The organism is Acidimicrobiales bacterium (assembly GCA_016716005.1).
In the GTDB taxonomy this organism is placed as follows: Bacteria; Actinomycetota; Acidimicrobiia; order Acidimicrobiales; family JADJXE01; genus JADJXE01.
This window is the reverse complement of record JADJXE010000001.1, coordinates 3,255,487-3,269,310: the sequence shown is the minus strand read 5'-3', so window position 1 is coordinate 3,269,310 and position 13,824 is coordinate 3,255,487. Positions and strand designations below refer to the sequence as shown.

The window sequence follows — 13,824 nt, the reverse complement described above, 5'->3', positions numbered from 1 at the left end:
GGCGCCCGCCGCCGTCACCCCTCGGTGGACCGCAGGTAGTGCACGGTGAGCGGCGCGATCCCCTCGTCGCGCAGGACCTCGGGGGTGAGCAGGGCCAGCAGCTGCATCACGCGGGCGACCGTGCCCGTCCAGCCGGTCTGGTGGCTGGCGCCGAGCCCGGCGCCGTCGTCGCCCTGGAAGTACTCGTAGAACAGGAGGTTGTCCCGCCAGTGCGGGTCGGTCTGGAAGCGCTCGGCACCCCCGAACACCGGGCGACGGCCGTGCTCGTCACGCCGGAAGATCGCCGTGAGCCGGGACCCGATCTCCTGGGCGACCTCGAACAGGTTCATCTCGCGGCCGGAGCCGGTGGGGCACTCCACCCGGAGGTCGTCGCCGAAGTACGTGTAGAGCTGCAGCAGGGCGCGGATGATCAGCACGTTGACGGGGAACCACACGGGGCCGCGCCAGTTGGAGTTGCCGCCGAAGAGCCCGCTGTCCGACTCGGCCGGCAGGTAGCCCACCTCGTAGCGCTCGCCGTGCACCTCGAACACGTAGGGCTCGCGCTCGTGCCACTTGCTGAGGGAGCGGACGCCGTACGGGCTGAGGAACCGCTCCTCGTCGAGCATGCGGGCAAGGATCCGGCGGAGCTTCCCCTCGTCGATCACGGCGAGCAGCCGACGCCCCTGCACCCCGGGGACGCGGGGGTCGGTGATGTTGGCGAGGAGGTCGCCGTGGCGCTCGAGCATCTTCCGGAGCTGCTCGGCCACCCGGGGGAACCGCCCGACGAGGTCGCCCGACAGCACCGTGACGGCGCACAGCGGGAGCAGCCCCACGTACGAGCGCACCTTGAGCCTCGTGGCGCTGCCGTCGGGCAGGCGGAGGACGTCGTAGAAGAAGCCGTCCTCCTCGTCCCACATCTCGTCGTCGTGGGTGCCGACCCGATCCATGGCTGCCGCGATGCGCACGAACTGGGCGAGGAAGCGCAGGACCATGTCCTCGTACGTGGGGTCGTGCAGCGCCAGCTCGACGGCGATCTCCAGCATGTTCTGCGTGTACAGCGCCATCCAGGCGGTGCCGTCGGCCTGCTCCAGGTGGCCCCCGGTCGGCAGGGGCTTCGAGCGGTCGAACACGCCGATGTTGTCGAGGCCCAGGAAGCCGCCCTCGAACACGTGGCGCCCCTCGCGGTCCTTGCGGTTGACCCACCACGTGTAGTTGACGAGCAGCTTCTGGAAGGCGTCCTTCAGGAACTGCAGGTCGGCGTGGGCGGGGGCGCCCTGGCCCCGGCCCGAGCGGTAGAGGAACAGGGTCGCCCAGGCGTGCACCGGCGGGTTCACGTCGCCGAAGTTCCACTCGTACGCGGGGATCTGGCCGTTGGGGTGCAGGTACAGCTCGCTGAGCATGAGGTCGAGCTGCTGGAGCGCGAAGTCGTGGTCGACCAGGTCGAGCGCGAGCGTGTGGAAGGCGAGGTCCCACGCCGCGTACCAGGGGTACTCCCACTTGTCCGGCATGGAGATCACGTCGTCGTTGATCATGTGGAACCACTCGCGGTTCCGCACGTCGGGCCCGCGGAAGCTCGCGAGCGGCTCGGCGCCGTGCTCCTCCAGCCAGGTGGCCACGTCGAACAGGTAGTACTGCTTCGACCAGAGCATGCCGGCGAGCGCCTGGCGGATGATCAGCCGGCCGTCCTCGTCGGCCGAGGGCGGGGTGATGGCGTCGTAGAAGTCGTCGGCCTCGGCGCGTCGCCAGACCATGATCCGCTCGAGCTCGTCGCCCACCGGGTCGTCCGACCACTCGTCCGGCCAGCGATCGACCAGCCGCAGCCGCAGGACGGCCGAGCCACCCGCAGGGACCTCGAGCTCGTGGTGGGCGGCGCACTTGGTGCCGACGCCGTCCGGGTTCACCGCGCCCGCGACCCCGTTGACGACGGCCTCGTGGAACGCGTCCTTCACGAAGGGCTGGGGGTTCGGCTCGCCCCAGAGCCGCTCGCGGTTTGTCTCGTTCTCGGTGAAGAGCAGCTGGGGCTGGCCCTCGACGTACAGGTGGCGGGTGCCGAGGCGAGGGTGCTCGGCGGCCACCGCAGCCGGCGCGTCGGCGGTGGCGTCCACCCGCCGGAGCACCGGCTTCGTGGTCTCGTCGCCACCCCACGACCAGGTGTTGCGGTACCACAGCGTCGGCAGCAGGTGGATGGTGGCCGACTCGGGACCCCGGTTGTGGGCCTCGATGCGGACCAGGAGGTCGTCCGGCCCCCCCTTGGCCACTTCGACCACCACGTCGAAGTAGCGGTCCTCGTCGAACACGCCGGTGTCCAGCAGCTCGTACTCCGGCTCGGTCCTCGTCCGGGCCCGGTTGGTGGCGACCAGGTCGGCGTAGGGGAACTCGGCCTGCGGGTACTTGTAGAGGTACCTGAGGTAGGAGCTCGTCGGCGTGGCGTCGAGGTAGAAGTAGTACTCCTTCACGTCCTCGCCGTGGTTGCCCTCGGCGTTGGTCACGCCGAAGAGCCGCTCCTTCAGGATCGGGTCGCGCCCGTTCCACAGCGCGAGCGCGAAGCAGAGCTGCTGCTTGTCGTCGCAGATGCCCGCGATGCCGTCCTCGCCCCACCGGTACGCCCGCGAGCGCGACTGGTCGTGGGTGAGGTAGCCCCAGGCGTCGCCGTTGTCGCTGTAGTCCTCGCGCACGGTGCCCCACTGGCGCTCGCTCAGGTAGGGGCCCCAGCGCTTCCAGGCGATCCCCTCGCGGGCCTCTCGCAGACGGGCGTGCTCGACGGTGGGCATGGCCGGATCCTACGGGCGACCACGAACGTAGGGTGGCGCCGTGGTCCCTGCCGTCCGCCCACACCGCTCGTTCGCGATCCTCGGCGGCGCGCTCACCGCCGTCGCCGTGGTGGCCCTGGCGGTCCTCACGCCGCTCCCCCTGGTGCTCGTCTGGCTGGTCGCCGCCGGCGCGGCCACGTTCGCCCTGTACGGGTTGGACAAGCGCCGGGCCCAGCGGGGAGGCACTCGCGTGCCCGAGGTGGTGCTGCACGCGGCTGCGCTGCTGGGGGGCGTGGCCGGGGGGTGGGCCGGCCGGGGGTGTTCCACCACAAGACCCGCAAGCCGGCCTTCACCCTGGTGCTGGCGCTGGCGACCGTGCTCTGGGCGGGCGTCGCCGTGGCCGCCCTCACCGGCTGAGGGCGGGGGCCCCATGACCGGCCCGAGCGTCCGGCCCTTCACGCCCCACGACGCGGCCGGCGTGCAGCGCGTGCTCGACGCGGTGTGGTCGGGCGACCCCGTGATGCGCTCGATCTCCTCGGTGCACGGCCGGCTGCCCCTCCGCCCGGACCTCCCCGGCCGCACCCTGGTGGCCGTCGACGACCGCACCGTGGTGGGGGTGGGCTCCCTCGCGGGCAGCAGCCACTACCCGTCGCACCGGCTCGTCGTGATCGACGTGGCGCCGCAGCGCCGGAACGAGGGCATCGGGACCAGCCTGGTGACGGCCCTGCGGGAGGCCGGCGACGCCCGGCCCTGGCTGGCTCGGGCCCGGGGCACCGACGCACCCACGATGGCCTTCCTCGCCCGTCGCGGCTCCTCGGTGGTCGCCCGCACGCTCGAGGCGGTGGTCGACCCTGCGGCCCCCGAGGTCGCCCGCTGGGCGGCCGACGCGGCCGACGCGGCCTCGCTCGGGTACCGGCTCCTCGCGGTGGGCACCGGGCTGGGGTCCCCGGTACCGGTGGCCGACGCGGCCCGCGCCCACGCCGAGCGCCACCGGCGCACCCACGCGTGGGCCCCGCCGGCGGCCATGACCGGCCACGAGGCGGTGGCCGAGTTCTGCGGCCCGGACGTGATCAGCGGGTCGTCGGTCTGCGCGCTCGACGCCAGGGGCCGGATCGTCGGCGTGGCCGAGCTCGTCCGCCCACCGGCGCCGCCCGACACCGGCTGGGCCCACCTGGTGCACGTCGGCGTGCTCGACCAAGAGCTGCCCCGGGGATCCGCGCTCACCCAGGCGCTGCTCGCGCACTGCCTGGCCGTCGCCGCCCGGGCCGGACTCCGGTTGCGGGCGGAGGTCGACGACACCTCGCCGCTGCTCTGGGCCGCGCTCTCGGCTCTGCCGGCGGTCGAGCGACGCGCCGACCTGACCACCCTCACCACGGGCTGAGCCACCCCCTCACGCGGGCTGCGCCATCGCCGCCACGGGCTGGTGGGCACCGCCCGGTACCGTGGAGACCGGTGGCCACGCGACGCGAACCCGACCGGCCAGGTGCCGACCTCCGCGACCAGGATCTGCACGGCCGGGACCTCCGCCGGGCCGACCTCGACGGCGCCGACGCCCACGGCGCCAACCTGGAGGGTGCCGACCTCGAGCATGCCCAGCTCGGCCACGCCGACCTCACCAGCTCCGACCTCGGCCGCGCCGACCTGCACGGCGCCCACCTCCGCGGGGCCGAGCTGGCCGGTGCCGACCTGGTCGGGGCCGACCTCCACGACGCCGACGCGACCGCCGCCGACCTGCTGCTCGCCGACCTGCGCGACGCCGACCTGCGGGGGGCCGACCTGCGGGGGGCCGACCTCGACGGCGCCGACCTGCGGGGCGCGCACTACGACGACGACACCAGGTGGCCGCTGGGGGTCGAGCCCGACGACGGCGGTGCCGTCCGCGACTGACGCGTGGCCGCCGGTGACGAGCCCGACCACCACCGTCGTGGTGGCCGCTGAGGCGGTCGACGTCCTCGGTCCGTAGGGCGGTTCACGCCGCCCCGCCGAGGGCGCGGCGCAAGGCCAGGGCGTCGTCCACGGCCGCGCCCCCGATGTCGTTGTTGAAGTAGGCGAACACGTCGCGGCCCTCGGCCAGGTGGGCCCGGAGCCGCCGGGCGGCGGCGTCCAGGGCGTCGTGCGGATACCGACCGGCGTACGGCGCCCGGCGCGCGTCGGGGCCGTGGAAGCGCTCGTACGCGAACCCTGCCGTCACCACGTCGGGGTGGTCGGGGAGCAGGTCGTGGTGGACGAGGGCGGCGCGGTGGCGGCGCAGCACCTCGAACACGGGGTCGCACAGCCAGCGCGGGTCGCGCACCTCGACCGCCCACCGCAGGCGGCGGGGCGCGGCGGCGAGGAAGGCGTCGAGGCGGGCGGGATCGGCACGCCAACGAGGTGGGAGCTGCACCAGCACGGGTCCGAGCACCGGCCCCAGGGGCTCGAGCCGCTCCAGGAACACCGGCAGCCACGACCCAGGGTCGATGAGCCGCTTGCGGTGGGTGCCGAACCGGCTCAGCTTCACCGCGTACACGAAGCCCTCGGGCGCGCGGGCGCGCCACGACCCCACGACCGCCGGCGTGGGGAGGCCGTAGAACGTGGCGTTGAGCTCCACGGTGTCGAACAGCTCGGCGTAGCGCTCGAACCACCGCTGGCGCGCCAGCCCCGGCGGGTACACCACGCCCCGCCAGTCCGGGTAGTCGTACCCGGAGCACCCCACGCGGGCGACGCCCGCGGGCTGGGCCCGTCTCATTCGCTCTCATGTTGGGCCCGGCGCCCGGCGCCGTCGACCCACCGCGGCCGCGGGGTGCACCGCCGACCGCCGAGGTCCGGGAGGTCCGCGAGGTCCCGGCCGTCGAGGGACGTTGGCCCCTGCCCGCCGGTCGGCGGGAGGCGTACGCCAGAGGTGTGACCGCACCCCGTCGAGGGCGAGGGGGCTGAGCGGTGCCTGCTCCCCGGCTGCGCGACCGCCTGCGCCGCCTCCGACCGGTCGCGGCGCCGGGGCCGGCCGGGCCCGCGGGCGTCCCCGCCGACGTGACGCGCGCCGTCGAGGCCGAGCTGGCCCCCGTGTTCGCCGCCCTCGACGACGCCCAGCGGGAGGCCCAGCGCCGGCGGGCCCGTGCCGCCGCCGCCGCCCGAGCCCGCCGGGCCGAGGCCACCGCCAGGGGCGAGCAGCTGCGGGCCGGGGCCCGCACCGATGCGGCCGCCCAGCGCGCCGACGCCGCCCGGCAGCGGGTGGCCCTGGAGGCGGCCGAGCGTGACCGCCTGCTCGCCGCGGCCGACGCCGAGGCCGCCGCGGTGCGGCACCGGGCCGACGCGCGGCTCCCGGCCCTGGTCGACCGGGTCCTGGACGAGGTGCGCCGGGGCGCCTGGCCCCACGAGCCGGCCCGATGAGCGCGGGCTGGGTGGCGGGGAGCGTGCGGGCCCGGCTCCTCGCTCGCCGACGGCTCGGCCGCGACGGTGCCCGCGACCTCGCCGCGGCCCGCACGCCCGCCCAGGCGGTGGCCGCCCTGGCCCGCTCCCCCTACGGGCGCGACGTCGACCCCTCGATGACCGCCCTCGCCGCCCGCCACGCCCTCGCCGCGACCACGCTCTGGCACCTCCGGGTGCTGGCCGGCTGGCTCGGGCCGCCCGGCGCCGAGATCGTCCGCCTGCTGGCCGGCGGCTTCGAGATCGCCGACGTCGAGGCGCTCCTCACCCGCCTGGCCGGCGGGTCGCCCGAGCCCACCTACGACCTCGGCGCGCTGGCCGTGGCCTGGCCGCGCATCCGCCAGAGCACGGGGCCCGCGGAGGTGCGCGCCGCGCTGGCGGCGTCGCCGTGGGGTGACCCCGGCGGGACCGACCCGGCCGACATCGGCGTGGCCCTGCGCCTGGCGTGGGCCCGCCGCGTGGCCGACGGCGTGGAGCCGGCTGCCGACTGGGCCGTGGCCGGCGCCGCGCTGGTCGTGGCCCGCGAGGCCCTCGTGCACCGGCGTGCGCTCACGCCGGTGGCCCGCGTCGAGGCGTGCCGCCTGCTCGGGCCGCGCTGGGAGCGGGAGCCCTGGGCCACCCCCGAGGCCCTGGCAGCCCTCGTGTCGCCCGCGGCGCGGGCCGCCCTGGAGGGCACCAGCGGTCCGGACCAGCTGTGGCGGGCCGAGGCCCGGTGGGTCAGGCGGGTGGACGACGACGCGCTCCTCCTGGTGGGCTCCGGCCGCCCCGGTCCGGCGCTGGTGGTCGGCGCGGTGGCGCTGCTCCTCGTCGACGCCTGGCGGGCCCGGGCCGCGCTGGAGGCGTGCGCCTGGGGCGAGCGCGGGCGGGAGGTGCTCGATGCGGTGGGCTGAGCGAGCCACCCCCGTGCGCATGAGCCGCGTCGCCATCGTCGCCCCCACCCGTCGCTGGCGCGCCACGCTGGCCGCGGTCGCCGATGCCGGCATGGTGGAGCCCGACGCCCGCCCCGGTACGCCGGCCGGCCCGGCCGCCGAGCGCCTGGCCGAGGCCCGCAGGGCCGATCCGGGCGCACCCGCCGCCGCGGCCCGACTCGCCCGGGGCACCCCCGACCTCGATCGGCTCGTGGACGACGGCCACCTCGACCTGCTGGCGGGGGAGGCCGAGCTCGAGCGGGTGAGCGCGGCCGCCGTCCGTCGGGGCGAGGTCACCGCGGCCGTCGGCTGGGCGCCCACCGCCCACGTCGCGGCCATCGAGGCCCGGTTGCGACCGCTCGGCGGCGCCCTCGTCGAGCTCCCCCGCCCCCGGCTCGCCGATCCGCCGACGGTGCTGCGGCCCTCGCGCGCCGCCGCGTTCCGCCCGCTCGTCGACACCTACGCCACCGTCCCCTACCGCGACGTGGATCCGACGCCCTTCGCGGCGGCTGCGTACGTCGTGATGTTCGGGATGATGTTCGGCGACGTCGGCGACGGCCTGCTCCTCGTGGCCGCCGCGCTCGCCCTGCGCGCCGGCGCCCTGCCGGCCCTGGCCCGCCTCCGCCCGGTGTGGCCGATGGTGCTGGCACTGGGCCTGAGCTCGTGCGCGTTCGGCCTGCTGTTCGGCGAGCTCTTCGGCCCCACCGGGGTCCTCCCGGTGCTGTGGATCTCTCCCCTCGACGAGCCGCTCACCCTGCTGGTTGCCGGCATCGGCGTGGGAGCCGTGCTCCTGGGGGTCAGCTACGTGCTGGGGACGGTCAACCGCTGGCGGGAGGGGGGGCCGGCCCTGGCCCTGTACGCCCCGACGGGCATCGCCGGTGCGTCGCTGTTCCTCGCCCTCGGCCTCGTCGCCGCTGGCGTCTGGTTCGGGCAGGACCTGCTGTGGGTCGCGGGCGCCGCCCTCGGCGCGGTCGGGCTGGGCCTGGCCTTCGTGGGCCTGCTGGCCGAGGCCGGGCCGGGCCCGGGCGGCGTCGCCCAGGCGGTCATCGAGCTGTTCGACACGGTCCTGCGGCTCCTGTCGAACGTGGTGTCGTTCGCCCGGCTGGCGGCCTTCGGCCTCACCCACGCCGCCCTGGGCCTGGTCGTCTGGGACGCCACGACCGCCCTGTGGGACGGCGCCTGGGCCCTGCTGGCCGTGGTCGTGTTCGTGGTGGGCCGGGCCCTCACCTTCGCCCTCGAGGCCCTCGTCGCCGGCGTGCAGGCGCTGCGCCTCGAGTACTACGAGCTGTTCTCGCGCGTCTTCGTGGCCGAGGGCCGTCCGTTCCGGCCCTGGCACGTCCCCATCGACCGCTCCGGGGAGGCCCCATGTTGAGCTGGCTCCTTGCCCTGCCCGTGCTGGTCGGCGTGGCCTGCGCCACCACCGCCGTCCTGCACCGCCGGCCCGCGGCCGGGCTGCGTTGGCTCCGCATCCTGAACGTCGCCCTGCTGCTCGCCGGCGGCGGGCTGCTCGTCGCCGCCCTCTTGGCCGACCCGGGCGCCGCCCAGAGCGACGGCGGCACCACCGCGTCGGACTCGGCCTGGGCAGCCCTGCTCGGGGCCTCCATCGCGGTGGCGGGCTCCTCGATCGGCGCCGCCATCGCCGTGGCGTACACCGGCTCCGCGGCCCTCGCGGCCATCAGCGAACGACCCGAGCTGTTCGGTCGCGCCATGGTGATCGTGGGGCTGGCCGAGGGCATCGCCATCTACGGCCTGATCGTCGGCGTCATCCTGATCGGGAAGGCATGAGCGCCATCGTGGTGCTGGGCGAACACCCCCGCGTCGACGGGTTCGTCCTGGCCCGCGCACGGGTCGTCGCCGCCGAGGGGCCCGACGAGGTGCGGGCCGCGTGGGACGGGCTGCCACCCGACGCCGTGGTCGTGCTCACCCCGGCCGCAGCCGCCGCCCTGCGCGGTGTGCCCGCGCCCGCCCGGCGCCTCCGGGTGGTGATGCCGGCGTGAACCTCGACGCCGTCCGCGACGCCCTCATGGCCGACGCCGACGGCGACGGCCTCGCGGAGATCGCCGAGGCCGATCGGTGGGCCGCGCACCACCTGGCCGAGGCCCGGGCAGAGGCCGGCGCCGCCGTCGCCACGGCACGCGCCGAGGGCGAGGCGGAGGTGGCGGCCGAGCTGGCCGGCCAGCGGGCGGAGGCCCGCCGCGACGCGCGACGACGCGTGCTGGAGGCCCGGTCCGAGGCTCGCACCCGGCTCCTGGAGGCAGCCGCCTCCAGGGCCCTCGCCCTGCGCGACCGGCCCGGCTACGAGCGCTTCGTCGACGCCCTCGCCCTGCTGGCCCGGTCCCAGCTCGGGGAGGGGGCCGACATCGAGCGCGATCCGTCCGGCCGGGGCGGGGTGATCGCCACCGCCGGCGGCCGCCGGGTCGACTACACCCTGCGCGCCCTCGTCGAGCGCGGCGTGGAGCGGCTCGGGCCGGAGGTCGACTCCCTGTGGCGCTGACGGGCCGCCCCGCGGATGGCGCCCCCACCCTGGTCCGGCGCGTCAACGGGCCGCTCGTCGACGTCGACGGGCTCCCCGGGGAGGCCGGGCTGTTCGACCTGGTCGCGGTGGGCCGGGCCGGCCTGACCGGTGAGGTGGTGGCCCTGCGCCCCGACCGGGCGAGGGTGCAGGTGCACGAGTACACGGGAGGGTTGCGCCCCGGCGACCCCGTGCGCTGGCTGGCCCGGCCGCTGTCGGCGCCGCTCGGGCCCGGGCTGCTGGGCGGGGTGTTCGACGGGCTCCTGCGACCGCTGAGCGGCGGCCCCCGCTGGCTGCGGCCCGGCGCCGCCGGTCACGGCGCGGCACCCCGCTCCTGGGCGTTCACCCCGGCGGCGCACGCCGGCGACGACGTCGGCGCCGGGACCGTGCTCGGCACCGTGCCCGAGACGGTGGCGCTGGCCCACCCGATCGTCGTCCCGCCCGGCACCTCCGGTCGCCTGGAGTGGATCCACCCGGCGGGCGAGGTCACCTCCGACGAGCACGTCGCCGTCGTGGCCGGTGCCGACGTGCCCCTGGTGGGGTCGTGGCCGGTGCGGGTCCCGCGCCCCTACCGCCGCCGGCTGGACGCCGCGGTCCCGCTGGTGACCGGTCAGCGGGTGCTCGACCTGCTCGAGCCAGTCGCCAAGGGCAGCAACGCGGCCGTGATCGGGGGGTTCGGGACCGGCAAGACGATGCTGCTCCAGCAGATCGCCAAGTGGTGCGACGCCGACGTGATCGTCTACGTGGGCTGCGGCGAGCGGGGCAACGAGCTCTCCGACACCATCGACGACCTCGGGCGGCTGGAGGACCCCCGCACCGGCCGCCGCCTGGCGGAGCGGACGGTGATCGTCGGGAACACCTCGAACATGCCGGTGATGGCCCGCGAGGCGTCGATCCACACTGGGATGACGGTCGCCGAGTACTACCGGGACCTCGGCTACGACGCCGTGGTGATCGCCGACTCCACCTCCCGGTGGGCCGAGGCGCTGCGCGAGTACGCGTCGCGCGCCGGCGAGCTGCCCGCCGAGGAGGGCTACCCGGCGGGGCTCGCCTCCGCCCTGGCCGCCTTCTACGAGCGGGCCGGCCGGGTGGAGACGCTCGGCGGCGCCGAGGCGTCGGTGACCCTGGTGGCGTCGGTGTCGCCGCCCGGCGGCGACCTCACCGAGCCGGTGAGCGCGCACACCCAGCGGTTCGTGCGGTGCCTCTGGGCCCTCGACCGCGACCTCGCCTACGCCCGCCACTACCCGGCCGTGACGTGGCGCTCGTCGTTCTCCCGCGACGCGGCGGCGCTGGGGGGCTGGCATGCGCAGCACGGCGACCCCGGCTGGGCCCGGCGGCGGGCCCGCCTCGAGGCGGTGCTGGCCGAGGCCGACCGCCTGGAGTCGGTCGCCGAGCTGGTGGGCCTGAGCGCCCTGCCCGGCCGGGAGCGAGTGGTGCTGCTCACGGCCCGGCTGGTGCGGGAGGCGGTGCTGCAGCAGAACGGCCTCAGCGCCACCGACGCCCACTGCTCCCCCGGCAAGCAGGCCGCGCTGGCCGACGCGGTCCTGGCGGTCCACGACCGCTGCCAGGAGCTGGTGGCCGCCGCGGTGCCGGCCTCGATCATCGAGGAGACCGACCTGGGCCCGCTGATCCGGGCCCGCGACGCCGTCGGGCCCGACGACGCCGCGGGGGTCGTCGCCGTGGCCGACGGCGTGCTCGCGGCCCTGGAGGCCCGCCGGTGAACGGCCCTGACCGCCGAGGCGCGGCGGCCGGCACGGCGCCCCTCGCGCCGATCGAGTTCGGCGACGTGGTGCGCGTCCAGGGGCCGCTGCTCGTGGTGCGCGGCGTGGCGCAGGTCGGGTGGGACGAGGTGGCCGAGATCCACCACGGCGCCGGCGAGACGCGCCACGGCGTGGTGCTCGACGTGGACGGCGACGTGGCGGTGGTGCAAGTGCTCGAGGGCACCGACGGTCTGGCCGTGGCCGCGACCCGCGTGGCCTTCGGCGGCACCCCCCTCCGGGTCCCGGTCGGCGACGGGTGGCTGGGCCGGGTGTGCGACGGCCGGGGCGAGCCGATCGACGGCGGGCCCCCCGTCACCGGCGAGCGGTGGGCCGACGTGAACGGGGCGCCGCTCAACCCCACCGCTCGCGAGACGCCGGCCGAGCCGATCCTCACCGGCGTGGCCGTCATCGACGCCCTCACGACCCTGGTGCGCGGCCAGAAGCTGCCCGTGTTCTCGGTGGGCGGGCTGCCGCACCTCGAGCTGGCCTGCCAGATCGCCGCCCAGGCCCACGCCGGCGACGAACCGTTCTCGGTGGTGTTCGCAGGGATGGGCATCACCCACGCCGACGCCGCGGCGGTGCGCGACGCTCTGGAGACCCGGGCCGAGGCCGAGGAGCTCGCCCTGTTCCTCAACACGGCCGACGACCCGGTGATCGAACGGATCCTCACGCCCCGGCTGGCCCTGACGGTCGCCGAGGACCTGGCCTTCACCGGCGGTCGCCACGTCCTGGTGGTCATGGCCGACATGACCGCCTACTGCGAGGCCGTCCGCCAGGTCGCGGCGGCGCGCGGGGAGATCCCCGGCCGGCGCGCCTACCCGGGCTACCTCTACAGCGACCTGGCCTCGCTCTACGAGCGGTCCGGCCGGGTCCGCGGCCAGCGCGGCTCGGTCACCGAGGTGCCCGTGCTCACCATGCCGGCCGGCGACATCACCCACCCGGTGCCCGACCTCACCGGCTACATCACCGAGGGCCAGGTGGTCCTCTCCCCCCACCTGCACGCAGCCGGCGTGTACCCGCCGGTCGACCCCCTGTCGTCGCTGTCGCGGCTGATGCGACGCGGCGCCGGGCCCGGCCGGACGCGCGCCGATCACCTCGACCTGGCGGCCCAGCTGGTGGCCCTGCTGGCCAGGGCCCGGGACGTGCAGGACCTCACCGAGCTGCTGGGCGACACCTCCCTGTCGGAGACCGAGCGCAGCTACCTCGAGCTGGCGGATGCCTTCTCGCGCCGCTTCGTGTCCCAACGGCGCGACGAGGCCCTCACCCTCGACGCGACCCTCGAACGGGGGTGGGCGGTGGCGTCGATGCTGCCCCGCCGGGAGCTCACGATGCTGAGCGACGACCTCCTCGACGCCCACCTCCCGCCCGGGAGTCGCGGCGACGAGGCGCGACGCGGGATCGGCCCGACATGAGCCTGCGCCACCCCCCGGGCCGAGCCGGCCGGCTGTGGCTCCACGACCGGCTCCGCACGGCCCGCCACGGAGCGGAGCTGCTCCGCCGCAAGGAGGACGTGCTGCGACGGGACGAGCGGCGGCTCGCCGCCCTCGAGGAGCGCACGGGTGCGGCATGGGAGCGCCGGTGCCGGGACGCCGAGGCGTGGGCGGTGCGGGCCCTGGTGCTCGGCGGACGCGAGGCGCTCGAGCGGGCCGCCCTGGGCGACGGCCACGCCCAGGCCGACGTGCGCTGGCGCTCGTCGATGGGCGTCACGTACGCCGGCGAGGCGACCTGCCGGCTCCCGGCGCCAACCGCCCTGGGCGGGCCGTCGGCCCTCGCGCTGGCGGCCGACGCCTACCGGATCGCACTCGACGCCGCCGTGCAGCACGCGGCCGCGGCCGACGCCCACGCCCGCGTGGCCGCCGAGCTGACGGCGACCACCCGGCGCCTGCGGGCGGTTCGCGACCGCTGGGTGCCCCGGCTGGACGAGGCGCTGCAGGCGCTCGACCTGCGGCTCGACGAGGCCGAGCGGGAAGAGGTGGTCCGCGTCCGCTGGGCCGCGGCCGCCGGCGAGATCGAAGGAGGCTCGTGATGGTGGAGCGGCTGCTCCTCGCCGTCGACGACTCGCCCGCGGCGCTGGCCGCCACCCGGGTGGCGCTCGCGCTGGCTGCAGGCTGGGGCGCGACGGTTCGTGTCGTGAACGTGGTGCGGGACGGGGCCCTGGCGGACGCCATCGACGAGATCCGCCCCGACGGCGGCGCGGAGGAGCGCCTCACCGAGGCGGGCGCCTCCATGCTGGCGTACGTGGTGCGCCAGGCCGTCGAGGCGGGCGTGGAGGTCCACGCCGTGCAGCGCGTCGGCGAGGCGTTCCGCTGCATCCTCGACGAGGCGCTGGCCTGGGACGCGGCCGTGATCGTCATGGGGAGGGGCGATCGGCGCGGTCCGGCATCGCCGTACGTCGGCAGCGTCGTCGAGCACGTCCTCGAGTTCACCGAACGACCGGTGCTCGTCGTGCCGCTCTCCTCGGACCCGGACCCGGACCCGGACCCGGGTGACGAGCCCTGACCCCGAGGGCCAGG

General features: G+C 76.4%; 14 protein-coding genes. 12 read left to right on the top strand and 2 right to left on the bottom strand.

Annotated features, from left to right (window positions below; genetic code table 11):
- Positions 1 to 14: 14 nt before the first annotated feature.
- On the bottom strand, positions 15 to 2,750 hold the full coding sequence (locus tag IPM45_15900) for a glucosidase (protein MBK9181015.1): 2,736 nt from the start codon (positions 2,748 to 2,750) through the stop codon (positions 15 to 17).
- Positions 2,751 to 2,790: 40 nt separating this feature from the next.
- Between IPM45_15900 and IPM45_15895 the strand changes: the two genes are divergently transcribed.
- Positions 2,791 to 4,110: a DUF1294 domain-containing protein gene (locus tag IPM45_15895; GenBank protein MBK9181014.1), complete on the top strand. Its 1,320-nt coding sequence runs from the start codon at positions 2,791 to 2,793 to the stop codon at positions 4,108 to 4,110.
- A 71-nt stretch (positions 4,111 to 4,181) separates the two neighbouring features.
- On the top strand, positions 4,182 to 4,616 hold the full coding sequence (locus IPM45_15890) for a pentapeptide repeat-containing protein (protein MBK9181013.1): 435 nt from the start codon (positions 4,182 to 4,184) through the stop codon (positions 4,614 to 4,616).
- Between the two features lie 82 nt (positions 4,617 to 4,698).
- Here IPM45_15890 and IPM45_15885 read toward each other — a convergent pair whose 3' ends face one another.
- The gene (locus IPM45_15885) at positions 4,699 to 5,454 is read right to left on the bottom strand and encodes a DUF72 domain-containing protein (protein ID MBK9181012.1); all 756 of its coding nucleotides are present in this window, start codon (positions 5,452 to 5,454) and stop codon (positions 4,699 to 4,701) included.
- A 191-nt stretch (positions 5,455 to 5,645) separates the two neighbouring features.
- On the opposite strand from IPM45_15885, the gene IPM45_15880 reads away from it, so the two are divergent.
- The 10 genes from IPM45_15880 to IPM45_15835 are packed head-to-tail and all read left to right on the top strand — an operon-like array spanning position 5,646 to position 13,810.
- The gene (locus tag IPM45_15880; protein MBK9181011.1) at positions 5,646 to 6,095 is read left to right on the top strand and encodes a hypothetical protein; all 450 of its coding nucleotides are present in this window, start codon (positions 5,646 to 5,648) and stop codon (positions 6,093 to 6,095) included.
- Positions 6,092 to 7,021 (top strand): hypothetical protein, encoded by a 930-nt coding sequence (locus IPM45_15875; protein MBK9181010.1) that lies wholly within the window; start codon positions 6,092 to 6,094, stop codon positions 7,019 to 7,021. Before IPM45_15880 ends, IPM45_15875 begins: the two co-directional genes overlap by 4 nt.
- A complete protein-coding gene (locus IPM45_15870) occupies positions 7,008 to 8,411 on the top strand; it encodes an ATPase (GenBank protein ID MBK9181009.1) in 1,404 nt (467 codons plus the stop codon). Before IPM45_15875 ends, IPM45_15870 begins: the two co-directional genes overlap by 14 nt.
- Complete coding sequence (locus tag IPM45_15865) at positions 8,405 to 8,824, top strand: ATPase (protein MBK9181008.1); 420 nt, start codon at positions 8,405 to 8,407, stop codon at positions 8,822 to 8,824. The genes IPM45_15870 and IPM45_15865 overlap by 7 nt, the downstream gene beginning before the upstream one ends.
- Entirely contained in the window at positions 8,821 to 9,036 is a 216-nt protein-coding gene (locus IPM45_15860; protein MBK9181007.1) for a hypothetical protein, read from the top strand. Before IPM45_15865 ends, IPM45_15860 begins: the two co-directional genes overlap by 4 nt.
- Positions 9,033 to 9,533 carry a hypothetical protein gene (locus IPM45_15855; protein MBK9181006.1) on the top strand — a complete coding sequence of 167 codons (501 nt, stop codon included), beginning with the start codon at positions 9,033 to 9,035 and terminating at the stop codon, positions 9,531 to 9,533. Before IPM45_15860 ends, IPM45_15855 begins: the two co-directional genes overlap by 4 nt.
- Entirely contained in the window at positions 9,530 to 11,272 is a 1,743-nt protein-coding gene (locus IPM45_15850; GenBank protein ID MBK9181005.1) for a V-type ATP synthase subunit A, read from the top strand. The genes IPM45_15855 and IPM45_15850 overlap by 4 nt, the downstream gene beginning before the upstream one ends.
- A gap of 50 nt (positions 11,273 to 11,322) precedes the next feature.
- A complete protein-coding gene (locus IPM45_15845; GenBank protein ID MBK9181004.1) occupies positions 11,323 to 12,723 on the top strand; it encodes a V-type ATP synthase subunit B in 1,401 nt (466 codons plus the stop codon).
- Positions 12,720 to 13,337 (top strand): V-type ATP synthase subunit D, encoded by a 618-nt coding sequence (locus tag IPM45_15840; protein MBK9181003.1) that lies wholly within the window; start codon positions 12,720 to 12,722, stop codon positions 13,335 to 13,337. Before IPM45_15845 ends, IPM45_15840 begins: the two co-directional genes overlap by 4 nt.
- Positions 13,337 to 13,810, top strand: a complete 474-nt coding sequence (locus tag IPM45_15835) for a universal stress protein (protein MBK9181002.1) — start codon at positions 13,337 to 13,339, stop codon at positions 13,808 to 13,810. Before IPM45_15840 ends, IPM45_15835 begins: the two co-directional genes overlap by 1 nt.
- Positions 13,811 to 13,824: the final 14 nt, after the last annotated feature.